Source organism: Streptomyces sp. NPDC032721, assembly GCF_055579625.1.
Genome location: NZ_JBVIMX010000008.1, coordinates 313,352 through 336,366, shown reverse-complemented (window position 1 = coordinate 336,366; position 23,015 = coordinate 313,352). Strand labels below are relative to the sequence as shown.

Sequence of the window (23,015 nt, the reverse complement as noted above, 5' to 3'; positions counted from 1 at the left end):
GAACCCGGGCCAGAACCCGAACCCGGGCCAGAACCCGAACCCGGGCCAAAACCCGAACCCGAACCGGAACCCGGGGCGGGACCCGAGCCAGAACCCGGAGCGGGACCCGAGCCAGAACCCGGAGCGGGACCCGGGGCGGGACCCCGTCCCGGAACGCGTTCCGGGGCGGGGGGCGGGTTCTACGTGCGCCGGTAGGCCGGGGCTCGTTTCTCCGCGAAGGCCCGCGCCCCCTCCTTCGCGTCGTCCGTGTCGAAGATCGGCCAGCCCCTCTTCAGTTCCGCCGCCAGGCCCTCCGCCTCGGTCATCTCGGCCGTCTCGTAGACCGAGGCCTTGACCGCCTCCACCGCCAACGGCCCGCAGGCGTTGATCTGTTCGGCGATGGCGAGCGCCTTGTCCAGTGCCGTTCCGTCCGGGACCACGTGGCCGATCAGGCCGATCCGGGCCGCTTCTCCGGCTCCGTACGGCCGTCCCGTCAGCAGCATCTCCAGTGCGTGCGTCCGGGCGATCTGCCGGGGCAGGCGCACCGTCGAGCCGCCGATCGGGAAGAGCCCCCGCCGCACCTCGAACAGGCCGAAGGTCGCGGACTCCCCCGCGACGCGGATGTCCGTGCCCTGGAGGATCTCCGTCCCGCCTGCCACGCAGTACCCCTCGACCGCCGCGATCACCGGCTTCCGGGGGCGGTGGTGGCGCAGCATCGCCTTCCAGTGCAGGTCGGGGTCGGCCTTCATCCGCTCGCGGTACGCGTCGTCGTCGCCGCCCATGCTCCGGCTGCCGGCCAGTGCCTTCAGGTCCATCCCCGCGCAGAAGCTGCCGCCCGCCCCGGTGAGCACGACGGAGCGGACCGAGTCGTCGGCGTCGGCCGCCACCCAGCCGTCGTACAGCCCGACCAGCATCGGCAGCGAGAGCGCGTTCTTCGCCTCGGGCCTGTTCAGGGTGAGCACCAGCGTGGCGCCCTCGCGCCGCACGCCGAGATGTTCCGTACCAGCGGACATGACCGTCCTCCCGTCGTGGGACCTGCCGTCGGACCTGGAACAGGTTGCAGGAGAGCCGTCACCACTTCAAGAGTTTTCTGACAGTCAGTCAGATTTCTTCGGTGCGCACTCTTCCCACTTGAAGCGCCCTTTGCTGTGATGGCCGACACACCAAACGGCACAGCAACTAATGCGCAGCCAACCGGGGTTCAGGAGGAACGGTGGAGTACAACCTTGCCGACCTGTTCGAGTCGGTCGTCGACGTGGTCCCGGACCGCGAGGCACTCGTGTACATCGACCACCCCGGTACGGGAGCCGAACGGCGCCTGACCTACGCCGAGCTCGACGCCGCCGCGAACCGGGTCGCCCACCATCTGATCGACGCCGGTCTGAAGCCGGGCGAGCACCTGGGGCTGCATCTCTACAACGGCATCGAGTACCTCCAGACGGTGCTCGGCTGCCTCAAGGCCAGGATCGTCCCGGTCAACGTCAACTACCGGTACGTCGAGGAGGAGTTGGTCTACCTCTACCGCGACGCCGACCTCGCCGCGCTGGTCTTCGACGCCGAGTTCACCGAGCGCGTGACGGCGGCGCTGCCGAAGACGGAGAAGCTGCGGCACCTGGTCCGGGTGGGGACCCCACCGGCCGGCGCGCCGCGCCTGGACTGCGTCGCCTTCACCGACGCGGAGGCCGACGCCTCCCCCGGCCGGGGCTTCGGGCCCCGCTCCCCCGACGACCTGTTCATCATCTACACGGGCGGCACGACCGGCATGCCCAAGGGAGTGATGTGGCGTCAGGAGGACCTGTTCTTCGCCGGGTTGTTCGGCGGCGAGCCCACGGGCGAGCCGGTGAAGCGGCCCGACGAGCTGGCCGAACGGGTCGCGGCGGGCGGTGCGGGACTGACCTTCTTCCCCACTCCCCCGCTGATGCACGGCACGTCCACGCTGACCTCGTTCATCGCGTTCAACTACGGGCAGCGGGTGGTGATCCACCGCAAGTACGTGCCCGAGGAAGTGCTCCGTACGATCGAGAAGGAGAAGGTGTCCAGCGTCTCCCTGGTCGGCGACGCGATGCTCAGGCCGCTCGTCGACGCGCTGCACGGGCCGCTCCGGGGCACCGACCTGTCGTCGCTGTTCAGCGTCTCCTCGTCCGGCGCGATCATGTCGGACACGGTCCGGGCCCAGTTCCAGGAGCTCGTGCCCAACGTCATCCTGCTGAACAACTTCGGCTCCTCCGAGTCCGGTTCGAACGGCAAGGCGACGGCCGACTCCGGCCCCGAGAAGGGCTTCCGGCTGGAGGTCAACGAGCGCACCCGGGTGGTCGACCCGGCCACGTACGCGGAGGTCCCGGTCGGTGAGGTGGGCCGGCTCGCGCAGCGCGGCCACGTACCGCTCGGCTACTACAACGACCCGAAGAAGACGGCCGAGACCTTCTTCCAGCGCGACGGCGAACGCTGGGTGCTGCTCGGCGACATGGCGACCGTGGACGCCGACGGCATCGTCACCGTCCTCGGCCGTGGCTCGCAGTGCATCAACACCGGTGGCGAGAAGGTCTATCCGGAGGAGGTCGAGCAGGCGCTGAAGTCGCATCCCGATGTGTACGACGCTCTGGTGGCCGGGGTGCCGGACGCCAAGTGGGGCAACCGGGTGGCGGCCGTGGTGCAGCTGCGCGAGGGCGCGGGCGAACCGGACCTGACAGCCATTCAGGAGCACTGCCGCACCCGGCTCGCCGGGTACAAGATCCCCCGGAAGCTGGTGATCACCGACCGGATCCGGCGCTCCCCGAGCGGCAAGGCGGACTACCGGTGGGCGAAGGCGACGGCCGCGCAGGAGGAGTAGAGGGGCCGCGGGACACGGGCCCCCGGAGGCCCACCGGATGCACCCTCACCTCCCCCGCAGCAGCGCCCGCATCGCCCGCCCGAACACCACCCGCCCCGCCGCCGCCAGCAGCGGGTCGCACACCCGTGGCAGCCCGCGCAGCCGCAGGTCCTCGGTCCACAGCACCCGCGACCCGCTCCCGCCGTCCGGCTCCTCCCGTACGTCGATCTCGGCCCAGCCCGTGACCACCCTGCCGTGCTTCTCCAGTCGGCAGTGGTACGGCGGCTGCCAGTCGGTCACCTCCATCGGGTCGTCGAACCCGAGCCTGCCGATCCTGGTACGGGCCACGAAGCGGGTGCCCTGCCTGGTCGGCGGTTCGGTGGTGACGGTGATGCGGGTGAAGGGCACCTGGGCGGCGTGCCGTTCCCAGGCGGTGAGTCGGCGCCAGGCCTCGGCGGGTGCGAGGGGCGTGCGGTCTGCGATACGGAAGAGGGCCACGGGACAGACGTTACGGGGGCAGGTCACGTGCGGCACGTCGATGTGTCACGGGCCGGTGACAGAGCACGCGGCGCACTCGCCCGCCCTGCATATACACCCCCACCATGGACATATGCACACGCACCAGCGGTCCTCCGTGACCGTCTCCGCGCTCGCCGCAGCGCTCCTGCTCGCCACTTCCACGACCGCGCTCGCCTGCGTCGTACCGCCGCCGGGGAACGCCCCGGTCCCGCGCTGCGCCGAGCGGCACCTCACGGTGAAGGCGACCGCCGCACCGACCCCCGACGTGCTCGGGATCAGTTTCACCAACACCGGTCGGGCCGCCTGCACGGTGGACCGGATCCCCACGGTCACCTTCGGCGACCTGGACGGGGCGGCCCGCCCCGAACCCCCGGCCGACAGCGCCCCGTACACGGTGCGGGCGGGGGCAACGGCGTACGCCACGGTCCGTACCGTGCTCGCCCCGCCCACCCCCGCCGACGTACGGATCGTCCGCGACATCGGGGTGGCGGCGGACCCGGCGCACCACGGGCGGCGCATCACGGCGGCGGACCTGGGACTGCCGAAGGGGGTCAGGGTCTACGACCCGGTCACCTCCCTGTGGGGACCGCACAAGCCCTGACCCCAGCCCCAGCCCACCGCGCCACAGCGCACAGGCATTGACCCGCCGGATTCGGAAACACGTACGGCATCGCCATCCACCGACCGCGCGTCGACACACCACGGAGGCAGACGATGCCGCTCACCTTCCGCAAGAGTTTCCGGATCCTGCCGGGCGTACGACTGAACATCAACCGCCACTCGTGGTCCATCACCACGGGTGGCGGCCGACACGGGCCCCGGCACACCCACAGCAGCACCGGCCGCCGCACCACTTCGATGGATCTCCCCGGCCCCTTCGGCTGGCGCAAGACCACCACCAAGCGGCGTCGCGGCCACTGAACTCAGCCTGGGGGCAAGGACATTGACGCCTGGTCAGCGACCGGCGTCGCGCCCCACCTTCGCCGCCCAGAGCACCAGCGGCACCTGGAGCGGGATGCGGGCGTAGACGCCCGCCTTCAACGCCTTTGGCTTGTCGCGCCAGTTGTGCGCCATCTGGAAGTGCGCGGGGAGGATGCCCGCGAAGTACCCGGCCGTCGCCAGCGCACCCACTTTCCTGGTCTGCGGGACGGCGACGGCTGCGGCCAGCAGCAGTTCGGCGACGCCGGTCGCGTGCGTCCAGGTGCGCTGCTTGCCCGGCAGGAACTCCGGGACCATGGTGTCGAACAGCTTGGGCGCCACCACGTGGGCGGCGCCCGCCCCGGCGAGCAGGCCTACGAGCAGGCGGGCGGATCGGTCGTTCGCGGTCAACGCGGCCTCCGTGTGGACGGGTCAGGTAGGGAAAGGGGTGCGGGGAGCGGGGCTCAGGGGCGGGGGCTAGAGCCGAGCTGTCAGTACATGCCGAAGCCCTTGAGTTCCGCCAGGAATCCGGCCGGGTCAGTCGCGTGGATCAGGTGCCCCACGGGGATCGTGACCGTGGTGCTGCCCGGGATCAGCCCCGCCATCCGCCGTACCTCCGCCTCGGCGAGGAAGCTCTCCGGTCCGCCGGACAGCACCAGGGTCCGCGCGGTGATCGTTCCCAGCTCCGACGCCCAGGCGGGGTCGGGGTGGCTGACACCCGCGTCGGTGTCCGGGAGTACCTCCCAGTCGAAGGAGAGCGCCTCGATCTCCTCGGGCGACGGTCGCTGCTCGGGCTCGCGCGGTACGGCGAGCGGGAACGGCGGCGGCGGGTCCTCCAGCACCATCCGGACCACCCGCTCCGGCTCCGCCTCGGCCACTTGCAGCGCGACCCCGCCGCCCATCGAGTGGCCGATCAGGTCGACCCTGTTGAGGCCGAGCGCGTCGAGGAAGTCGCGGGTGTCGCGGGCGAGTTGGCCGTACGTGTAGCCGCCCGGCCAGTCGCTGAGGCCGTGACCCCGGAAGTCGGGGGCGTACACCCGGCGGGTGGGGGCGAGCGCTTCCGCAACGGCGCGCCAGTTGGTGCTGTCGGAGGTGCGCCCGTGCAGCAGGACGACGGGCGGGGCGGCGGGGTCGCCCCAGACGCGGTAGGCGATCCGGTTCCCGGCGGGCAGGCGGACGTCGTACACCTCGGGGTCGAGGAAGGCGGTGACCGTACGGATGAGGGCGCGCGGGTCATCGGGCTCCTCCTCCAGCACCAGGACGGGGATGTCGACGGCCTTCAGCGCGGCACTGAGGGCGTCCGGAGCGATCAGGACCAGGCTGCGGACGCGCCCCGGGTGGGCGGCGGCGTAGCGGATGGCGAGGTGGCCGCCCGCCGAGTGGGCGAGGACGTCCATGCGGTCCAGCCCGAGGTGTTCGCGCAGGGCCTCGACGTCCTCGACCTGGTGTGCGGAGCGGTACGTGGCGGGGTCGGCCGGCGCCTCGGAGTCGCCGGTGCCGCGCGGTTCGAGGAGGACGAGCTGCCGATGGGCGCCGAGCCCGCCCAGTTCCCCGAGGGAGGCGGCGGAGTCGCGCGTCGCGTCGCCGGGCAGGCAGATGAGGGGCTCTCCCTCGCCGGCCAGGTGGTAGGCGAGGCGGGTTCCGTCAGGGGCGGTGAAGATCGGCATGGGGTTCATCCAAACAGGTGAACGCCCTGAACGCACGCCTCACTTCCGTGGCCCGCCCACGGGGACCCGCCACGGGGACCCGCCCACCGGCTACAGCGCCTCGCCGGTCGCGTTGGCCGCCTCCCAGGCCGCGACGCCCTCCGGGGTCCAGCCGCCGCCCGGTGCGATGTAGCCCTTGCTCAGCCATCTGTCGAACTGCTGGAGCGTGGTCACCGGATCGTCCGAGTACTCGACCTTGTTCGGGTTCCACCAGCCGGTCGCCCTCAGCCGGGCGAGTTCCTTGGTCGCGGTGGCGGCGTCCCCGGTCAGTTCGACGGTGGGCCGGCCCCCGTTCTGCTGCTGCGGGGGCGTGGCGCTCGGTGCCGGTACGGGGGCGGTGGCCGGGGGGACCGGCGGGGTGGACGCGGGCACCGGCTCGTCCGGGGCGGGCACCACGGCGGGTGCGGTCACCGTGACGGTCGGGGCCGGGGCGGTCACGGTCACGGTGACGGCGGGGGCCGCCTTGGTGGCACCGCCACCGCCGCACGCGGAGAGCATCGATGCCCCGGTCACCGTCAGCATCACGGCCAGTGCGGTCCTGCCGGTTCCACGCTTTCCACGCTGCATCTCTGCCGTCCTCGTACTCGTTCCGGTACTTCCCTGATCAACCGATACCCCATAGTTCGACCTGATTCGCCCCGCCAGGGGTGCGCGACCACTCGAAAGGGCGCCGACCGACCTCGCGCTACCCCTTGTCAGGACCCCTCGCGCCCTGAATTACTGACCTCTGACGGAGGGCGACCGAATGATCGGTAGTCCGCTTTGGTGGTACCTGCCGTGCACGTCGCACGCGTCGTGCAGGCGCACGGAACGGGAGAGTGAACCATGAAGGCTCTGCTCGACGCGGCCGAGCGGCTCAGCCGCGAGGAGCTCCAGGTCCTGCAACTGGAGCGCTTGCGGAGCAGCCTGCGACACGCGTACACGAACGTGCCGCACTACCGGGCGGCCTTCGACAAGGCGGGGCTGAAGCCGGAGGACTGCCGGTCGCTCGCCGATCTCGCCCGGTTCCCGTTCACCGTCAAGGCGGACCTGCGGGAGAACTACCCGTTCGGGATGTTCGCCGTACCGCAGGACGAGATCCGCCGTGTCCACGCCTCCAGCGGCACCACGGGCCGCCCGACCGTCGTCGGCTACACCGAGAACGACCTGTCGATGTGGGCCGACGTGGTGGCCCGTTCCCTCCGCGCCGCCGGCGGCCGGCCCGGCCACAAAGTCCATGTGGCGTACGGGTACGGCCTGTTCACCGGCGGGCTCGGCGCGCACTACGGCGCGGAGCGGCTCGGCTGTACGGTCATCCCGGCGTCCGGCGGGATGACCGTACGGCAGGTCCAGCTGATCCAGGACTTCCGGCCCGAGATCATCATGGTGACGCCCACCTACATGCTCACCCTCCTCGACGAGTTCGAGCGGCAGGGCATCGACCCGCGCACCACCTCCCTCAAGGTCGGCGTCTTCGGCGCGGAGCCGTGGACGCAGGAGATGCGGCGGGAGATCGAGGAGCGCTTCGCGATCGACGCCGTGGACATATACGGGCTCTCCGAGGTGATCGGCCCCGGCGTGGCGTCCGAGTGCGTCGAGACCAAGGACGGGCTGCACATCTGGGAGGACCACTTCTATCCGGAGGTCGTCGATCCGCTGACCGGTGAGGTGCTGCCGGACGGCGAGGAGGGCGAGCTGGTGTTCACCTCGCTGACCAAGGAGGCGATGCCGGTGGTCCGTTACCGGACCAGGGACCTGACCCGGCTGCTGCCGGGGACGGCGCGCAACTTCCGGCGGATGGAGCGGGTCACCGGGCGCAGCGACGACCTCGTCATCCTGCGCGGGGTGAACCTCTTCCCCACCCAGATCGAGGAGATCGTGCTGCGTACGCCCGCGCTGTCGCCGCACTTCCAGCTACTTCTGACCCGGGAGGGCCGGATGGACCGGCTGACGGTACGGGCGGAGGCGCGCGCCGGGGCGAGCGCCGAGCAGCGGGAGGCTGCCGCGCTGGCGGTCGTGAAGGGGGTCAAGGACGGCATCGGGGTTTCGGTGGGGGTCGAGGTGGTCGATCCCGAGACGCTGGAGCGGTCGGTGGGGAAGTTCAAGCGCATCGTGGACCGGCGCCCCAGCTGACGTCGGCCGACCGCTGCCCCGATGCCCCCGCAGCTCACTCCGCGGGCGTGCCGAACCGGTCCCTGAGCTCCCGCTTGAGGATCTTCCCGCTGGCGTTGCGCGGCAGCTCGTCCACGAACAGGACCCGCTTGGGCGCCTGGAAGTGGGCGAGCTTCTCGCGTGCGTACGCCATGAGTTCGGCCTCGGTGACCTCGCCGGTGCGCGGGACGACGATCGCGGTGATCGCCTCGATCCAGCGCGGGTCGGGCAGTCCGACGACGGCCGCCTCCGCGACGCCGGGGTGGGTGTAGAGGGCGTCCTCGACCTTGCGGGAGGCGACGAGCACTCCCCCGGAGTTGATGACGTCCTTCACCCGGTCGACGACGGTGAAGTAGCCGTCGCTGTCGCGCACCGCCATGTCGCCGGAGCGGAACCAGCCGTCCCGGAAGCCTTCCGCCGGGTCCTTCCCCCAGTAGCCCTCGCACAACTGCGGTGACCGGTAGACGATTTCGCCCACGGTGCCGTCCGGTACGTCGCCGCCCTCCTCGTCGACGACACGTGCTTCGACGTGCCGTACGGGCCTGCCGGCGGAGTCCATCCGGCCCTCGTGCTCCTCGGGGCGCAGCACGGTGGCGAGCGGGCCGATCTCGCTCTGGCCGAAGCAGTTGTAGAAGGCGAGGCCGGGGAGTCGGGCGCGCAGCCGCTCCAGTACGGGGACGGGCATGATCGAGGCGCCGTAGAACGCCTTGCGCAGTGCGCCCAGTTCGCGCTTCTCGAACTCGGGGTGGTTGGCCAGCGCGATCCACACGGTCGGCGGGGCGAAGAAGCCGTCCGCGCGGCCCGCTTCCACCAGGTCGAAGACGGCGGTGGCGTCGGGTCCGTCGAGGAGGGTGTTCTGTGCGCCGACGGCGAGGTAGGGCAGCAGGAAGACGTGCATCTGCGCGGAGTGGTAGAGCGGCAGCGCGTGGACGGGTCGGTCGGTCTCGGCGAGGTCGAGTGCCTCGACGGCGCTGGCGTACTCGTGCACCAGGGCGCGGTGCGTCATGATCGCGCCCTTGGGGTCGGCGGTGGTCCCGGAGGTGTAGAGCAGCTGGACGGGTTCGCGCGGGTCGCGGGGGCTTCCGTCGTACGGGACGGGATCGGCCAGCGCGTCCAGGAGGGAGCCGGGGGCGTCCCGCAGCGGCAGGGTCGCGAGGTCCGCCGGGACGCGCTCGGCGAGGTCGGGGTCGGCGAGCACCAGAGAGGCGCCGGACTGCCCGAGGATGTACGACAGGTCGGCGCCGGTGAGGTGGTGGTTGACCGGGACGTGGATCAGTCCGGCGCGGGCGCAGGCGAGGTAGGCGATGAGGTACGTGTCGGAGTTGTGGCCGTAGGTGGCGACCCGGTCGCCCTCGGCCAGTCCCCGGTCCCCGCGCAGCAGGGCGGCTGCGGTGCCGACGGCGGCGTCCAGTTCCGCGTAGGTCCAGGTGCGGTCCCGGTAGTGGAGGGCGGTGCGGTCCGGGACGCGCCGGGCGGTGCGCCGCAGGAGTCCGTCGACGGTGCTGTCGAGGAAGGCTGTCCCTGGTGTCGTCATGGCGTGATCCTGCGTGGGGTGATGAATCAGGTCAAGAGTGGTGCGCGAGAAGTGCATACCGCGCGGGATGTTGACAGGTACCGGACGGTAATGACTGAGTGGCACGTGACACCTCGGAGACCCTTCACAACTGCTGTGTTGTGACGCCCTGTTGGGAGGCACGTTGTCCCTCCGGACCCGTACGAGAACCTTCGCCGTCGCCGGTATCGCCCTGCTCACCGCGGCGGGCACGCTCGCTCCGGCCGCTTCCGCCGACCCGCGCGGCCAGGAGAAGCGCCCTTCGCACGGCGACCTGTCGGCCGTCGTGCGGTACACCGAGTACGGCATTCCGCACATCGTCGCCAAGGACTACGCCAACCTCGGGTTCGGCGGCGGCTGGGCACAGGCCAACGACCAAGTGTGCACCCTGGCCGAGGGCTTCGCGACGGTACGCGGCGAACGCTCGCGCCACTTCGGCGCCGACGCCAGACCGGACGGCTCGCTGTCCTCCGCCTCCACCAATCTCGCCAGCGACCTCTACTTCCGGGGCGTGCGCGACAGCGGCACGGTTGCCCGGCTGATGGCACGGCCCGCCCCGGTGGGCCCGAGCCGGCAGGTGAAGGAGCTGATGCGGGGCTTCGTCGCCGGTTACAACACCTGGCTGAAGCAGAACCGGGTCACCGATCCCGCCTGCGCGGGCGCCCCCTGGGTGCGCCCCGCCGCCGTCGAGGACATCCACGCCCTGAGCTACGCCTTCGCGGTGCTGGGCGGCCAGGGACGCGGCGCGGACGGCATCATCGCCGCCCAGCCGCCCGGCGCGGGAGCGCCCCGTACCGCCGCAGCCCCGAAGCGGTCGGAGCCGTCGGCGCCGGAGCAGCCGGGCCCGGGGGTCGATCCGGGTGAGGCGGCCCGGCAGCTCTTCGACACCTCGGACGCCGCGATGGGCTCCAACGCCGTTGCCTTCAGCGGGCGTACGACCGCGAACGGGCGTGGGCTGCTGCTCGGCAACCCGCACTACCCGTGGTCCGGCGGCCGCCGCTTCTGGCAGTCGCAGCAGACCATTCCGGGCGAGCTGAACGTGATCGGCGGTTCGCTGCTCGGCGCGGTGACGGTCTCCATCGGGCACAACGCGCGCGTTGCCTGGTCCCACACGGTCGCCACTGGCGTCCCCATGAACCTCCACCAGCTCACCCTCGATCCCGCCGACCCGACGGTGTACGTGGTCGACGGCAAGCGGGAGCGGATGACGAAGCGGACCGTGACCGTGCAGGTCAAGGACGGCGCCCCGGTGACCCGCACTCAGTGGTGGACCAGGTACGGGCCCGTGGTGAACGGGCTCGGCGCCCAGCTGCCGCTGCCCTGGACGGCGACGACCGCGTACGCGCTGAACGATCCGAACGCGACGAACCTGCGCGCCGGTGACACGGCGCTCGGCTTCAGCAAGGCGCGCGACGTGTCCGGGGTCCAGGACTCGCTGCGCCGCAGCCAGGGCCTGCCGTGGGTGAACACGGTCGCCGCGGACTCCCGGGGCGGTTCGCTGTTCACCCAGTCGCAGGTGCTGCCCCGCCTCACCGACGAGCTCGTGCAGCGCTGTTCGACCCCGATGGGCAAGGTCACCTACCCGGCGGCGGGCATGGCGATCCTGGACGGGGCGCGCGGTGACTGCACGCTCGGCCGGGACGGGGACGCGGTGGAGCCGGGCATCTTCGGCCCGTCGAGGATGCCGACGCTGCGCGACGCCCCGTACGCCGAGAACTCCAACGACAGTGCCTGGCTGGCCAATGCGGACCGGCCGATCACCGGGTACGAGCGGGTCTTCGGCAACATCAGCACCCCGCGCACCCTGCGCACGCGCGGGGCGGTCGAGGACGTGTCGGCGATGGCGAAGAAGGGCCGGCTGACCGTCGGCGACCTCCAGAACCAGCAGTTCGCGAACCGGGTCCCGGCGGCCGACCTGGCGCTGCCGGAACTCCTCAAGTCCTGCGGCACCGGCGAACTGGCCGCCGCCTGCGCGGTGTTGGCGAAGTGGGACCGGAAGACGGACACCGGGAGCCGGGGCGCGCTGCTCTTCGACCGGTTCTGGCGCAAGGCCGTGGCCTCGGTCCCGGCGGACCAGTTGTGGAAGGTGCCGTTCAGTGCGGCCGACCCGGTGCGCACCCCGAACACCCTCAACACGGCTTCCCCCGGGGTGACTTCGGCGCTGCGCGCTGCGGTGGCGGAGCTACGGGCGGCGGGCATCGCGCTCGACGCACCGCTGGGCGATAACCAGTTCGTGGTGCGCAACGGCAAACGCATCCCGGTCCCCGGCGGCACCGAGTCCCTCGGCATCTGGAACAAGATCGAGCCCGTGTGGAACGCGGCGGGCGGGGGTTACACCGAAGTGACGACGGGCTCCAGCTATATCCAGGCGGTCGGCTGGGACGGCGGGCCGTGCCCGGTGGCGAAGACGCTGCTGACGTACGGCCAGTCCGCGAACCCCCACTCCCCGCACTACCGGGACCAGACCGAGCTGTTCTCCGGCGAGAAGTGGGTGAAGTCGCGGTTCTGCGAGCGGGACATCCTCACCTCGCCGAAGCTCAAGGTGCTGTGGGTGCGCGAGCGCTGACCGGCACCCGCTGACCGACACCGGCCGAGCGGGCCGTCCCCTGGCCCACGTACAAGATCATTAACCGGCTCCGGGCGTGAATTCACCACTTCGGTGATGATCGTCCGGGGCCGGGGTCGGATCCGGGACCTTCCTGCCTAGCGTGACAACGGTCCATGCCGTCGAACTGGGAAGGCGAACCCCGGAACCATGCCCCAGCCCTTCACCCTGCCCGAGTTCTACATGCCGTACCCGGCCCGGCTCAATCCCCATCTGGAGCACGCCAGGGAGCACTCCAAGGCGTGGGCGCGCGAGATGGTCATGATCGAGGGCTCGGAGATCTGGGACGAGCACGACTTCGACAGCCACGACTACGCGCTGCTGTGCGCGTACACCCATCCCGACTGCACCGCCGAGCAGTTGGCACTGGTCACCGACTGGTACGTGTGGGTGTTCTTCTTCGACGACCACTTCGTGGAGCTGTTCAAGCGCAGCCCCGACATGAAGGGCGCCAAGGCGTACCTGGACCGGCTGCCGGCGTTCATGCCGGTGGAGGCCGGAGCGGCGATGCCGGAGCCGACGAACGCGGTGGAGGCGGGGCTCGCCGATCTGTGGACCCGTACCTGTCCGTCGATGTCCGAGGCGTGGCGGCGGCGGTTCGCGGTGTCCACCGAGCACCTGCTCGAAGAATCGATGTGGGAGCTGATGAACATCAGCGAGGGGCGCGTCTCCAACCCCATCGAGTACATCGAGATGCGCCGCAAGGTGGGCGGCGCCCCGTGGTCGGCGGGTCTCGTCGAGTACGTGGCGGGGGCCGAGGTGCCCGCCAGGATCGCGGCCTCGCGTCCGATGTGCGTGCTGCGGGACTCCTTCTCGGACGGGGTGCACCTGCGCAACGACCTGTTCAGTTACGAGCGCGAGATCCTCGACGAGGGTGAACTCTCCAACGGCGTCCTGGTGATGGAGACCTTCCTCGGCTGCTCCACGCAGGAGGCGGCGGAGGCCGTCAACGATTTGCTGACCTCGCGGCTCCAGCAGTTCGAGACGACGTTCCTCACCGAACTGGAGCCGCTGTTCGCGGAGTTCGCCGTCGGACCGCAGGAGCGGCTCGACGTGCTGGCGTACGCGAAGGGCCTCCAGGACTGGCAGTCCGGCGGACACGAGTGGCACATGCGCTCCAGCCGCTACATGAACGGGGCGGGCGACGACGCGCACGACCCCGCCTCGTACGCGCTCGGCGGCCCGACCGGGCTCGGTACCTTCGCCTCCCAGCTGCTCTCCTCCCTCGCCGTCGGCGTCCCGGCCCGGGAGAAGAACGTGGCGGTGCACCGCTTCGAGAAGGTCGGCCACCTGGAGATCCCGGACCTGGGGATGCCCTTCACCACCACGCTCAGCCCGCATCTGGGAGCGGCCAGGGAGAACGTGGTCCGGTGGGCGCACAGCATGGGCATCCTGGAGGGCATCCCCGGAATCCCGGCCTCCGGCGTCTGGAACGAGGAGAAGATCCGGGACTACGACCTGCCGCTGTGCGCGGCCGGCATCCACCCGGACGCGACGCTGCGGGAGCTCGACATCAGCTCGGCCTGGCTGGCCTGGGGGACGTACGGCGACGACCTCTTCCCGGTGATCTACGGGCGGACGCTCGACCTGGCCGGGGCCAAGGCCGCCAACGACCGGCTGTCGCTCTTCATGCCGGTGGAGGACGAACCGATGCCCGTGCCGGTGACCCCGCTGGAGCGGGGCCTCGCCGATCTGTGGGTGCGGACGGCGGTGCCGATGGCGGTGGAGGCGCGGCGGGCGTTCCGCAGGACCGTCGAGGACATGCAGGCGAGCTGGCTGTGGGAGCTGACGAACCAGGCGCAGGACCGGGTGCCCGACCCCGTCGACTACATCGAGATGCGCAGGTACACCTTCGGGTCCGACCTGACGACGAGCCTGGCGCGGATCACACAGGGGGACACACTGCCGCCGGAGATCTACGGCAGCCGCCCGTTCCTGTCGATGGTGCGCTCCGCGATGGACTACTCGGCGCTGATGAACGACGTCTACTCGTACCAGAAGGAGGTCGAGTTCGAGGGAGAGCTGCACAACGGGGTGCTGGTGGTGCAGCACTTCTTCGGGTGCACGGTGGAGCAGGCGCGGGACGTGGTGGTCGATCTGATGAAGTCGCGGATGGCCGAGTTCCAGCATGTGGTGGAGTTCGAACTGCCCGGCTTGTGTGCGGAGTTCGAGCTCGACGCCGCTGCCAGGGAGGCGGTGGAGAGCTATGTGCAGGGGCTCAGGAACTGGATGGCGGGCATCGAGACCTGGCACCAGGGCTGCAAGCGGTACAAGGAGTCGGACCTGGTGCGGCACCACGCGCCGCAGGGGTCGGAGACGGGTGTGGTCGCGGCCGGGCGGGAACTGCCTGCGGGTGCGCCCGGGTTGCCGTCGTACGGGCCGACCGGGCTCGGCACCTCGGCGGCGCGGATCGGGGAGCTGTGGTCGCGGTCTCCCGGCGCGGGTGCGGCGGCGGGGTAGCACCGTCGGCCCTCCCCCGGGTCGCGGTTCCGTGGCCGGGCCGATCCGCTTCGGGGATCGGCCCGGCACCCCTGCCTGCCGGGGTCACAGAGCCCGGTCGTGTCCTTCCCAGTAGGGCTCGCGCAGGCGGCGTTTGTAGAGCTTGCCGTTGGGGTCGCGGGGCATGGCGGTGATGAAGTCGAGGGTCTTGGGCCTTTTGTAGCCCGCGAGTTGGCGTTCGCAATGGGCGAGGATGTCGGCGGACAGCGTTTCTGACGGGGGGTGACCTTCGGCGGGTTCGACGACGGCCTTGACCTCCTCGCCCCAGTCCGCGTGCGGGATGCCGAAGGCGGCCGCGTCGGCGACGGCGGGGTGGGACAGCAGGGCGGCCTCGATCTCGGCCGGGTAGATGTTGACGCCACCCGAGATGATCATGTCGATCTTGCGGTCGCGGAGGAAGAGGTAGCCGTCCTCGTCGAGGATGCCGAGGTCGCCGACGGTGAAGAAGTCGCCGATGCGGTTCTTCCGGGTCTTGCTCTCGTCCTTGTGGTAGCTGAAGCCGCCGGTGCTCATCTTCATGTAGACGGTGCCGAGTTCACCGGGCGGCAGCCGGTTGCCGTCGTCGTCGAACACGGCGAGTTCGCTGATGGGCCAGGCCTTTCCGACGGTGCCGGGCTTCTTCAGCCAGTCCTCGGCGGTGGCGAAGGCGCCGCCGCCCTCGCTCGCCGCGTAGTACTCCTCGACGCAGTGCCCCCACCAGTCGATCATGGCCCGTTTGACGTGGTCGGGGCAGGGTGCGGCGCCGTGGATGGCGTGCCGCATGGAGGTCACGTCGTAGCGCCGCCTGGTCTCGTCGGGGAGGGCGAGCAGCCGGTGGAACTGGGTCGGCACCATGTGGGTGTGGGTGCAGCGGTGGGTGTCGATGAGGCGGAGCATGTCCTCGGGCGTCCACTTGTCCATCAGGACAAGGGGGTGCCCGATGTGCAGTGCGGCGCCCGCGAACTGGAGCACGGCGGTGTGGTAGAGCGGCGAGCAGACCAGGTGGACGTTGTCGTCGAAGGGCCGGATGCCGAAGATGCCGAGGAAGCCGCCGAGATGGGATTCCTCGGGGAGCTTGCCGGAGAGCGGACGGCGGATGCCGCGCGGGCGCCCGGTGGTTCCCGAGGTGTAGTTCATGACCCAGCCCAGCGTGCGGTCCGCAGGGGCCGACTCCGGCTGTCCGTCCAGGAGTTGGGCGTACGGGCGGAACCCGGGCACCGTGCCGACGGCGTAGCGGTGGGAGGCGGGCAGGCCCGCTTCGTCGGCGGCGGCCGTGGCGGCGTCGGCGAAGCGTTCGTGAGCGATCAGGGCCTTGGCGGCGGAGTCGGAGACGATCCAGGCGATCTCGGGTCCGGTGAGGTGGTGGTTGACGGGGACGAGGTAGAGGCCGGCCTGGACGGCGGCGAGGTAGGCGGTGAAGAACTCGACGCCGTTGGGGAGGACCACGGCGAAGGAGTCGCCCTGCGCCAGCCCGGCGGCACGCAGCCCGTGCACCAACTGATTGACGGCGGCGTGGAGTTGACCGGCCGGCCACTCCTCCCCGCCGGGGGCGACGAGGACGGTGCGGTCGGGGTCGGCGGCGGCCTGGGCCCAGAAGCCGTTCGGGGGCGTGCCGTTGGGGTGCGTGCCGTTGGGGGGCTGGTGGTCGCTCATGCGGTGTCCCTAGTCCCTTCCCGCTATGCGGTTGATACGGGTCACGGCGCGCTCGAAGTCCCGGGTGAGGTCGTCGAAGACCGCCTGGACGCTGCGCCGGGAGTTCATCCGGCCGACGATCTGGCCGACCGGGGTGCCGAGGAGCGGTCCCACCTCGTACTTCTGGATGCGGGAGTTGGCCTCGGCGACCAGCAGCCCTTGGAGGGGCATGGGCAGGGTGCCGGGGCCGTTCGGGTCGTCCCAGGCGTCCGTCCACTCGGTGCGCAGCTGGCGGGCCGGTTTGCCGGTGAGGGCGCGGGAGCGGACGGTGTCGCCGGAGCCCGCGGCGAGGAGCTTCGCGGTGAGGGCGGCGGAGTGCAGTTCGGCCTCCTCGGTGGTGAGCCAGAGCGAGCCGAGCCAGGCGCCCTGCGCACCGAGGGCGAACGCGGCGGCGATCTGGTCGCCGCTGCCGATGCCGCCGGCGGCGAGCACCGGCAACTCCCCCACGGCTTCGACGACTTCGGGCACCAGGACCATGGAGGCGATCTCGCCGGTGTGGCCGCCCGCCTCGTACCCCTGGGCGACGACGATGTCGATGCCCGCCTCGGCGTGCCGTCGGGCGTGCTTGGCGCTGCCCGCGAGAGCGGCGACCAGTACGCCGTGGTCGTGGGCGCGGGCGACGACGTCGGCGGGCGGTGAGCCGAGGGCGTTGGCGAGCAGCTTGATCGGGTAGTCGAAGGCCACGTCGAGCTGGTTGCGGGCGACCTGCTCCATCCAGCCGGTGATGCGCCAGCCGGAGGCCTCGCCCTCGGCGAGTTCGGGGACGTTGTGCTTGGCGAGGATCTCCTGCACGTACTGGCGGTGCCCGGCCGGGATCATGGCCTCCACCTCGGCCTCGGTCACGCCCTCGACCTTCTTGGCGGGCATGACGACGTCCAGGCCGTACGGTTTGCCGTCGGTGTGCTCCTGCATCCAGTCGAGGTCGCGGGCGAGGTCGTCGGGGGCGGTGTAGCGCACCGCGCCCAGGACGCCGAAGCCGCCGGCCCTGGTGAGCGCGGCGGCCACCGCGGGGAACGGCGTGAAGCCGAAGATGGCGTGTTCGACTCCGAGTTTCTGGCTCAGCTCCGTCTTCATGGGCGGCAGGATGCCGCAGGTCGGCTGCGAGGGGAAGAGCATTTCTGATGCTGCGTCAGATTCTTTGCCCGAGGTGCCGGGGCTGTTGACACCGGGGGTTCACTTTGGCCTGCTGGTGCCCATGACTGAGGATGGTGCGCACAGAGGGTTCAGTTGCTCGGATGTGAGCCGAAGGCACTTCGCGGGCGGGGCTCTGGCTCTGGGAGGTGCGTTGATGCTGGGACCGATCCCCGCTGCCGGTGCGGCGGAGACGGAGGGCGCGGAGGCGGACGCGGGTGGCGGCGGAGGTGGGGGTCGGCCGACGCTCCGGTACGGTTCCGCCGCGCGTGCCGGGCTGCTGCCCGGGCCGCTGGAGAAGCTCGTGGCGGACGCGAGGAAGTTCCTCGGGCCGTCCCCCAAGTACCCCTGGTACGCGGGCGCGGTGCTGCTCGCCGGGCGCGGCGGTACGGTCGCGCTGCACGAGCCGATCGGGATGGCCGTGCGCTACGCGGCGTACGACGAGAAGACGGACACGGCGGTGGAGTTCCCGCCGGACCAGCAGATCGCCACCGCCCGGGACACCGTCTTCGACCTGGCGTCGGTGTCGAAGCTGTTCACCTCGATGCTGGCGGTGCAGCAGATCGAGCGGGGTGCGCTGGAGCTGGAGGCGAAGGTCGCCTCGTACCTGCCGGAGTTCGGGGCGGCGGGCAAGCAGGACATCACGGTGCGTCAGTTGCTGACGCACACCTCGGGCTTCAGGGCGTGGATTCCGCTGTACTCGCAGCCGACCCGCGAGGGCAAGCTCAAGATGCTGTGGAACGAGGCCCCGGCCAGCCCGCCGGGCACGGCGTACCTGTACTCGGACCTGAATCTGATCTCGCTCCAGCTCGTGCTGGAGAAGATCACCGCTCTCCCGCTGGATGCACTGCTCCACGACGAGATCACTGCTCCGCTGGGGATGCACCGCACTCGTTTCAATCCGCCGGCCTCCTGGAAGCCGAAGATCGCCGCCACCGAGGACGCCCGCAAACCCTGGTCGGGCATCGACCGCGGCCTCGTCTGGGGCGAGGTGCACGACGAGAACGCGTACGGTTTCGACGGAGTGGCGGGCCACGCCGGGGTCTTCTCCACCGCCTGGGACCTGGCGATCCTCGCCCGGACGCTGCTCAACGGCGGGGTGTACGGCCGGGCCAGGATCATGCGCCCCGAGTCGGTGGAGCTGATGTTCACCGACTTCAACACCGCGTTCCCCGGCGACGAGCACGGCCTCGGCTTCGAGCTCTACCAGCACTGGTACATGGGCGCGATGGCCACTCCGCGCACCGCGGGCCACACCGGTTTCACCGGCACCAGTCTGGTCATCGACCCGACGACCGACTCCTTCCTGATCGTGCTGGGCAACTCCGTTCACCCTGTGCGCAGTTGGCGCTCGGGTTCGGCGCCCCGGGTGGCGACGGCCGACGACATGGCGCGCGCGGTCGCGGTGCGGCCGGCGCACGGACGCACGGCCTGGTTCTCGGGGATGGCGTCCGCCTCGACGGCGACTCTCGTGCTGCCCGCGCTGCCGGTGGGCTCGGACCGGGCGGTGTTCCACTGCGATCTGTGGTGGGACACCGAGCCGGCCGGCGACACGCTGACCCTGGAGGCTTCGGCTGACGCGGGGACGAGTTGGACGGCCGTGCCGTTCACCACCGTAAGAAAAGGGGCGAAGCCGGACGAGGAGAAGCCGGTGCCGCATCCCGGCGGGGCGGTCTCCGGCTGGTCGGGGCGGGTCTGGCACCGGGCGGGCGCGGATCTCGCCCCGTACCGGGGGAAGGCCGTCGCCCTGCGCTGGCGGTACACGACGAACACCCGGTACGTCGGGCGCGGGGTGTACGTCGACGGGCTGCGGGTGACGGACCGGGGCAGGACGGTGTTCGACGAGGCACGGCCGACGGACGCCGCCCGCATCGCGGCGACGGGCTGGACGGCGTCCGCGGACTGAACTCCCTTACACGGCCAGGGCGTTGACTGTCGTGGCCCGCTCAGCGGTGGCGGCGCAGGAGCAGTACGGCAGCTCCCGCCGCCACCGCTGCCGCCCCCGCACCGGCCACCACGCGGCCCCCGGCCGGTCCGTCGCCACCGATGGCCCGCACGCTGTTGCGGGAGCGGAGCGAGAAGGCGGACCACTGGGACTGGGCGGACAGCAGGGACCCGGTACTCATCCAGGAGGCCATCGACACCCGCGACAGCGCCGAGCCGATCGACCCGACCGACAGCGCGCTGCCCACCGAACCGATGGACAGCACGGAGCCGACCGAGCCGATCGACAGGATGGAGCCGACGGAGCCGATCGAGAGCATCGAGTCCTGCGAGTAGAGCGAGAAGGGCGAGTTGATGGCCTTCGGCGCGGGGTGCTTCGCTGCGTACTTCCGGGATTTCGCCATGCGCTCCATCCTGCCCCGGAATGCCACGGTCCGTCCGGCTAGCGTCCCAGTACCGCCATCGCAGCGTTGTGCCCGCCCACCCCGCTGACGCCGCCGCCCCGCACCGCTCCGGCCCCGCACAGCAGGACATTGGGGTGCGCGGTCGCCACGCCCCACCGCTCGGCGGCGCTGCCCTCGGCGGCCTCCGCGTAGGGGAAGGACAGGTCGCCGTGGAAGATGTGGCCGCCGGGCAGCCGTAGCTCGCGTTCCAGGTCGAGCGGTGTCTTGGCCTCGATGCAGGGGCGGCCCTCGGCGTCCACGGCGAGGCAGTCGGCGATCGGCTCGGCCAGTTGGGCGTCGAGCTGTTCGAGGGTGCGGCGCAGGAGTTCGGCGCGGGCGGCCTCGTTGTCGGCGGCGAAGAGCCTGGCGGGGGTGTGCAGGCCGAAGAGGGTGAGGGTCTGGTAGCCCCGGTCCACCAGGTCGGGGCCGAGGATCGACGGGTCGGTCAGGGAGTGGCAGTAGATCTCCGAGGGCGGTGCGCCGGGCAGCCGCCCGGCCGCCGCGTCGCGGTAGGCGTCGGCCAGTGCCGCGTACCCCTCGGCCACGTGGAAGGTCCCGGCGAATGCCTCGCGCGGGTCGACGCCGCTGTCGCGCAGCCGGGGCAGCCGTCGCAGCAGCATGTTGACCTTGAGCTGGGCGCCCTCGGGGGCCGGGGCGGGCGGCTCGTCGCCGAGGAGCCCGGCCAGGTGCTGGGGCGAGGCGTTGACGAGGACGTGGCGGGCGGGGACGAGGGCCTCACCGTTCTCCGTACGGTACGAGACCTCGGCGCGCGCTCCGTCGGTGTCGACGCGCGTGACCTCGCACCCGGTCACGATCTCGGCGCCCGCCGCGCGGGCCGAGGCGGCGAGGGCGTCGGTGAGTGCGCCCATGCCGCCGACGGGGACGTCCCAGTCGCCGGTGCCGCCGCCGATGACGTGGTAGAGGAAGCAGCGGTTCTGCGTCAGCGAGGGGTCGTGGGCGTCGGCGAAGGTGCCGATCAGGGCGTCGGTCAGGGCCACGCCCCGTACCAGGTCGTGGCTGAAGGTCTCCTCGATCGCGGTGCCGATCGGCTCCTCGAAGAGCATCCGCCAGGCGGTGGCGTCGTCCGTGCGGTGGCGGAGCGCTTCCCTGGTGGGGAGGGGTTCGGTCAGGGTCGGGAAGATGCGTTCGGCGACCTGCCGGAGCCGCCCGTAGAAGTCCTCCCAGGCCCGGAACTCCTTGTCTCCCCCGGTGAGTTCCGCGAAGGAGGCCCGGGTGCCGGAACCGCCGACTAGCAGCCCACCGTCCCCCTTAGGGGTGTACGAGGAAATTGTCCGCTTCCGTACGGCGAACGACAGTCCGAGGTCCCGCACAATAGTGCGGGGGAGCAGTGACACGAGATACGAGTAGCGGGAGAGCCTGGCATCGGTACCGGCGAAGGGGCGGGTGGACACCGCCGCTCCCCCGGTACCGGCGAGCCGTTCAAGGAGCAGCACCGAGCGGCCGGCCCGGGCGAGATAGGCGGCGGCGACCAGTCCGTTGTGGCCGCCGCCGACGATGACGACGTCGTACGAGGAACGCTTCGGGACGGCCGGGGCGGCCGGGGCGGCAGTGGCGGCCGGGGCATCAGGTGCGACAGGTACGGGCATGGCGGGACCTTATGCGCTGCGTCGCAGGTCCGACAGGGGGGAAGGCGGGGACATGGCGATCGGCTGGAGAAGTGCGGACCAGGACGAGGGGCGGGAGGGGAGCCGGGGCGGGGGCCAGGTGGGGGGCCGCTTTGTGCCATCTCGTCCGTATAGGGAAAATCAGGAGGTGACCTACCCGGAGCCTTCCACCCAGCCGACCCCTGTCGACGGGCGCCTCGACTTCCCTCGGGCGGACCTTCCGCACGCGGACCTTCCGCACGCGGGCTTCCCGCACACGGGCTTCCCGCAGACGGACTTCCCGCGGGCCGAGCCGCCGCGGGCGGACCCGCCGCAGGCCGATCCGGCACAGGCCGAGCCGCCGGATGCTTGGCGGCGGCGCGCCAAGGCCTATGCCACTCCGGCGGCCGCCGTGGCCGTGCTCGTCGTGGTCGCCCTGCTCGGCATGGGCATCGTGTCCCGCGACACGGGCGAGCTGAACATACCCGGGGCCGGGACCACGACGCTGCTGCGTTCGGTGTTCCTGGCCGCACTCTTCCTGCACCTCGGCGAGATCGTGGGGCACCGGATGGCGCGGACGGTGCCGGGGGCCCCGGATGTCCGGCCACCCAGGTGGGGGATCGCGCTGTCGCTGGCCGGGGCCGCGGCGTCGTTCGGCCAGATCGTCCAGCTGGCGCAGCTGGGCAACATGACCTTCACCGACACGTACGCGACGGAGCCCGGAGGCATGCTCCTCCTCCAGGCCAACGCGTTCCTCGCGGCGGCGGCGTGCACCTGGCTGAAGCGGCCGTCCTGGGCGGTGCTGCCGCTCGCGGCGGTGATCTTCTCCGAGGCGGTACGGGCGCACCCGGAGCTGGACACGCCCGAGATCGGCATCGCCCTGACGACGATCCACCTCACGGCCTCCGCCCTGTGGACCGGCGGCCTCGTCTACGCACTGCGCGCGATGCACCTGTGGCGGGGCCACGAGGGACGCGGGGTCCCGGGACGGAAGCTGCTCGCGAGGTACGCGCGGATGGCCGCTTTCCTGTACGTGGCACTGGCGGTGACGGGCACCTTCAGCACGCTGCGCCGGCTCCCCCTGGACGACATCTTCGTGACGGCCTACGGCCGGACCCTGCTGGTGAAGCTGGCGCTGTTCGCGGTGGTGAGTGTGCTGGCGCTGGTGGCGAGGGCCCGTTTGAGGAGGTCACTGCGGCGGCAGTCGGCGCACGGGCGGGTGGATCCGGGTGGGGCGGAGCGGGCGGCGAGGGCGGAGGTGGTGATGCTGGTGGGGGTGGTTGCGGTGTCGGCACTGCTGACGGTGGTCCCGACACCGAGTTGGTAGCCGTCCGCGCGACCCTCGGACTACTGAACGGTGTCGCGCCTGCGGCGGGCGAGGCCCCTCCCCGCCCCTTCCCTAAACCGCTCCGCGGGGCCAGGGGTTCGCACGCGCGGGCCGGTGTGTGGTGGCTCGTGTGGGTGCCCCCGGCCTCTCGCCCCCCTGCGAGCCGGGGACGCACACA

Annotated in this window: 18 protein-coding genes; 8 read left to right on the top strand and 10 right to left on the bottom strand. The window is 71.3% G+C overall.

Going from position 1 to position 23,015, the window contains the following annotated elements; genetic code table 11:
- Nucleotides 1-179: 179 nt before the first annotated feature.
- Nucleotides 180-992, bottom strand: coding sequence for a crotonase/enoyl-CoA hydratase family protein (locus ACZ5PB_RS19305; protein ID WP_468692612.1), 813 nt, complete (start codon nt 990-992; stop codon nt 180-182).
- 200 nt (nt 993-1,192) lie between these two features.
- Here ACZ5PB_RS19305 and ACZ5PB_RS19300 point away from each other — a divergent pair, with 200 nt between their 5' ends.
- Nucleotides 1,193-2,809: an acyl-CoA synthetase gene (locus ACZ5PB_RS19300; RefSeq protein ID WP_468692610.1), complete on the top strand. Its 1,617-nt coding sequence runs from the start codon at nt 1,193-1,195 to the stop codon at nt 2,807-2,809.
- Between the two features lie 45 nt (nt 2,810-2,854).
- Here ACZ5PB_RS19300 and ACZ5PB_RS19295 read toward each other — a convergent pair whose 3' ends face one another.
- Nucleotides 2,855-3,286, bottom strand: a complete 432-nt coding sequence (locus ACZ5PB_RS19295; RefSeq protein ID WP_468692608.1) for an SRPBCC family protein — start codon at nt 3,284-3,286, stop codon at nt 2,855-2,857.
- A 112-nt stretch (nt 3,287-3,398) separates the two neighbouring features.
- Here ACZ5PB_RS19295 and ACZ5PB_RS19290 point away from each other — a divergent pair, with 112 nt between their 5' ends.
- Both ACZ5PB_RS19290 and ACZ5PB_RS19285 read left to right on the top strand, forming a co-directional pair.
- Complete coding sequence (locus ACZ5PB_RS19290) at nt 3,399-3,908, top strand: DUF4232 domain-containing protein (RefSeq protein WP_468692607.1); 510 nt, start codon at nt 3,399-3,401, stop codon at nt 3,906-3,908.
- Nucleotides 3,909-4,021: 113 nt separating this feature from the next.
- Nucleotides 4,022-4,228 (top strand): DUF4236 domain-containing protein, encoded by a 207-nt coding sequence (locus tag ACZ5PB_RS19285; RefSeq protein WP_468692606.1) that lies wholly within the window; start codon nt 4,022-4,024, stop codon nt 4,226-4,228.
- A 33-nt stretch (nt 4,229-4,261) separates the two neighbouring features.
- On the opposite strand, the gene ACZ5PB_RS19280 is transcribed toward ACZ5PB_RS19285, so the two are convergent.
- The 3 genes from ACZ5PB_RS19280 to ACZ5PB_RS19270 all read right to left on the bottom strand — a co-directional run bounded on the left by ACZ5PB_RS19280 (nt 4,262) and on the right by ACZ5PB_RS19270 (nt 6,498).
- Nucleotides 4,262-4,636, bottom strand: coding sequence for a DoxX family protein (locus ACZ5PB_RS19280; RefSeq protein ID WP_468692604.1), 375 nt, complete (start codon nt 4,634-4,636; stop codon nt 4,262-4,264).
- 80 nt (nt 4,637-4,716) lie between these two features.
- Complete coding sequence (locus tag ACZ5PB_RS19275) at nt 4,717-5,892, bottom strand: alpha/beta fold hydrolase (RefSeq protein ID WP_468692697.1); 1,176 nt, start codon at nt 5,890-5,892, stop codon at nt 4,717-4,719.
- Between the two features lie 90 nt (nt 5,893-5,982).
- On the bottom strand, nt 5,983-6,498 hold the full coding sequence (locus ACZ5PB_RS19270) for a hypothetical protein (protein WP_468692603.1): 516 nt from the start codon (nt 6,496-6,498) through the stop codon (nt 5,983-5,985).
- Between the two features lie 258 nt (nt 6,499-6,756).
- Here ACZ5PB_RS19270 and paaK point away from each other — a divergent pair, with 258 nt between their 5' ends.
- A complete protein-coding gene (gene paaK, locus ACZ5PB_RS19265; protein WP_468692601.1) occupies nt 6,757-8,043 on the top strand; it encodes a phenylacetate--CoA ligase PaaK in 1,287 nt (428 codons plus the stop codon).
- A gap of 34 nt (nt 8,044-8,077) precedes the next feature.
- Here paaK and ACZ5PB_RS19260 read toward each other — a convergent pair whose 3' ends face one another.
- Nucleotides 8,078-9,595 carry a fatty acyl-CoA synthetase gene (locus ACZ5PB_RS19260; protein WP_468692599.1) on the bottom strand — a complete coding sequence of 506 codons (1,518 nt, stop codon included), beginning with the start codon at nt 9,593-9,595 and terminating at the stop codon, nt 8,078-8,080.
- A gap of 163 nt (nt 9,596-9,758) precedes the next feature.
- On the opposite strand from ACZ5PB_RS19260, the gene ACZ5PB_RS19255 reads away from it, so the two are divergent.
- Nucleotides 9,759-12,179: a penicillin acylase family protein gene (locus ACZ5PB_RS19255; protein ID WP_468692598.1), complete on the top strand. Its 2,421-nt coding sequence runs from the start codon at nt 9,759-9,761 to the stop codon at nt 12,177-12,179.
- Between the two features lie 189 nt (nt 12,180-12,368).
- Nucleotides 12,369-14,678 (top strand): terpene synthase family protein, encoded by a 2,310-nt coding sequence (locus ACZ5PB_RS19250; protein ID WP_468692596.1) that lies wholly within the window; start codon nt 12,369-12,371, stop codon nt 14,676-14,678.
- Nucleotides 14,679-14,762: 84 nt separating this feature from the next.
- On the opposite strand, the gene ACZ5PB_RS19245 is transcribed toward ACZ5PB_RS19250, so the two are convergent.
- Both ACZ5PB_RS19245 and ACZ5PB_RS19240 read right to left on the bottom strand, forming a co-directional pair.
- Nucleotides 14,763-16,349 (bottom strand): acyl-CoA synthetase, encoded by a 1,587-nt coding sequence (locus ACZ5PB_RS19245; RefSeq protein WP_468692594.1) that lies wholly within the window; start codon nt 16,347-16,349, stop codon nt 14,763-14,765.
- Nucleotides 16,350-16,358: 9 nt separating this feature from the next.
- Nucleotides 16,359-17,462, bottom strand: a complete 1,104-nt coding sequence (locus ACZ5PB_RS19240) for an NAD(P)H-dependent flavin oxidoreductase (RefSeq protein ID WP_468692592.1) — start codon at nt 17,460-17,462, stop codon at nt 16,359-16,361.
- A gap of 121 nt (nt 17,463-17,583) precedes the next feature.
- On the opposite strand from ACZ5PB_RS19240, the gene ACZ5PB_RS19235 reads away from it, so the two are divergent.
- On the top strand, nt 17,584-19,425 hold the full coding sequence (locus ACZ5PB_RS19235) for a serine hydrolase domain-containing protein (RefSeq protein ID WP_468692590.1): 1,842 nt from the start codon (nt 17,584-17,586) through the stop codon (nt 19,423-19,425).
- Nucleotides 19,426-19,465: 40 nt separating this feature from the next.
- Here ACZ5PB_RS19235 and ACZ5PB_RS19230 read toward each other — a convergent pair whose 3' ends face one another.
- Nucleotides 19,466-19,867: a hypothetical protein gene (locus ACZ5PB_RS19230; protein ID WP_468692588.1), complete on the bottom strand. Its 402-nt coding sequence runs from the start codon at nt 19,865-19,867 to the stop codon at nt 19,466-19,468.
- 38 nt (nt 19,868-19,905) lie between these two features.
- Complete coding sequence (locus ACZ5PB_RS19225) at nt 19,906-21,513, bottom strand: phytoene desaturase family protein (RefSeq protein WP_468692587.1); 1,608 nt, start codon at nt 21,511-21,513, stop codon at nt 19,906-19,908.
- Between the two features lie 166 nt (nt 21,514-21,679).
- On the opposite strand from ACZ5PB_RS19225, the gene ACZ5PB_RS19220 reads away from it, so the two are divergent.
- Nucleotides 21,680-22,837 (top strand): copper resistance D family protein, encoded by a 1,158-nt coding sequence (locus ACZ5PB_RS19220; protein ID WP_468692585.1) that lies wholly within the window; start codon nt 21,680-21,682, stop codon nt 22,835-22,837.
- The last annotated feature ends 178 nt before the right edge of the window (nt 22,838-23,015 follow it).

Excerpts from the sequence above, each read along its gene's own strand:
- ACZ5PB_RS19305 (WP_468692612.1), bottom strand. The coding sequence starts at position 992 with ATGTCCGCTGGTACGGAACATCTCGGCGTGCGGCGCGAGGGCGCCACG.
- ACZ5PB_RS19290 (WP_468692607.1), top strand. The coding sequence starts at position 3,399 with ATGCACACGCACCAGCGGTCCTCCGTGACCGTCTCCGCGCTCGCCGCA.
- ACZ5PB_RS19285 (WP_468692606.1), top strand. The coding sequence starts at position 4,022 with ATGCCGCTCACCTTCCGCAAGAGTTTCCGGATCCTGCCGGGCGTACGA.
- ACZ5PB_RS19275 (WP_468692697.1), bottom strand. The coding sequence starts at position 5,892 with ATGCCGATCTTCACCGCCCCTGACGGAACCCGCCTCGCCTACCACCTG.
- ACZ5PB_RS19270 (WP_468692603.1), bottom strand. The coding sequence starts at position 6,498 with ATGCAGCGTGGAAAGCGTGGAACCGGCAGGACCGCACTGGCCGTGATG.
- paaK (WP_468692601.1), top strand. The coding sequence starts at position 6,757 with ATGAAGGCTCTGCTCGACGCGGCCGAGCGGCTCAGCCGCGAGGAGCTC.
- ACZ5PB_RS19260 (WP_468692599.1), bottom strand. The coding sequence starts at position 9,595 with ATGACGACACCAGGGACAGCCTTCCTCGACAGCACCGTCGACGGACTC.
- ACZ5PB_RS19250 (WP_468692596.1), top strand. The coding sequence starts at position 12,369 with ATGCCCCAGCCCTTCACCCTGCCCGAGTTCTACATGCCGTACCCGGCC.
- ACZ5PB_RS19245 (WP_468692594.1), bottom strand. The coding sequence starts at position 16,349 with ATGAGCGACCACCAGCCCCCCAACGGCACGCACCCCAACGGCACGCCC.
- ACZ5PB_RS19240 (WP_468692592.1), bottom strand. The coding sequence starts at position 17,462 with ATGAAGACGGAGCTGAGCCAGAAACTCGGAGTCGAACACGCCATCTTC.
- ACZ5PB_RS19235 (WP_468692590.1), top strand. The coding sequence starts at position 17,584 with ATGACTGAGGATGGTGCGCACAGAGGGTTCAGTTGCTCGGATGTGAGC.
- ACZ5PB_RS19230 (WP_468692588.1), bottom strand. The coding sequence starts at position 19,867 with ATGGCGAAATCCCGGAAGTACGCAGCGAAGCACCCCGCGCCGAAGGCC.
- ACZ5PB_RS19225 (WP_468692587.1), bottom strand. The coding sequence starts at position 21,513 with ATGCCCGTACCTGTCGCACCTGATGCCCCGGCCGCCACTGCCGCCCCG.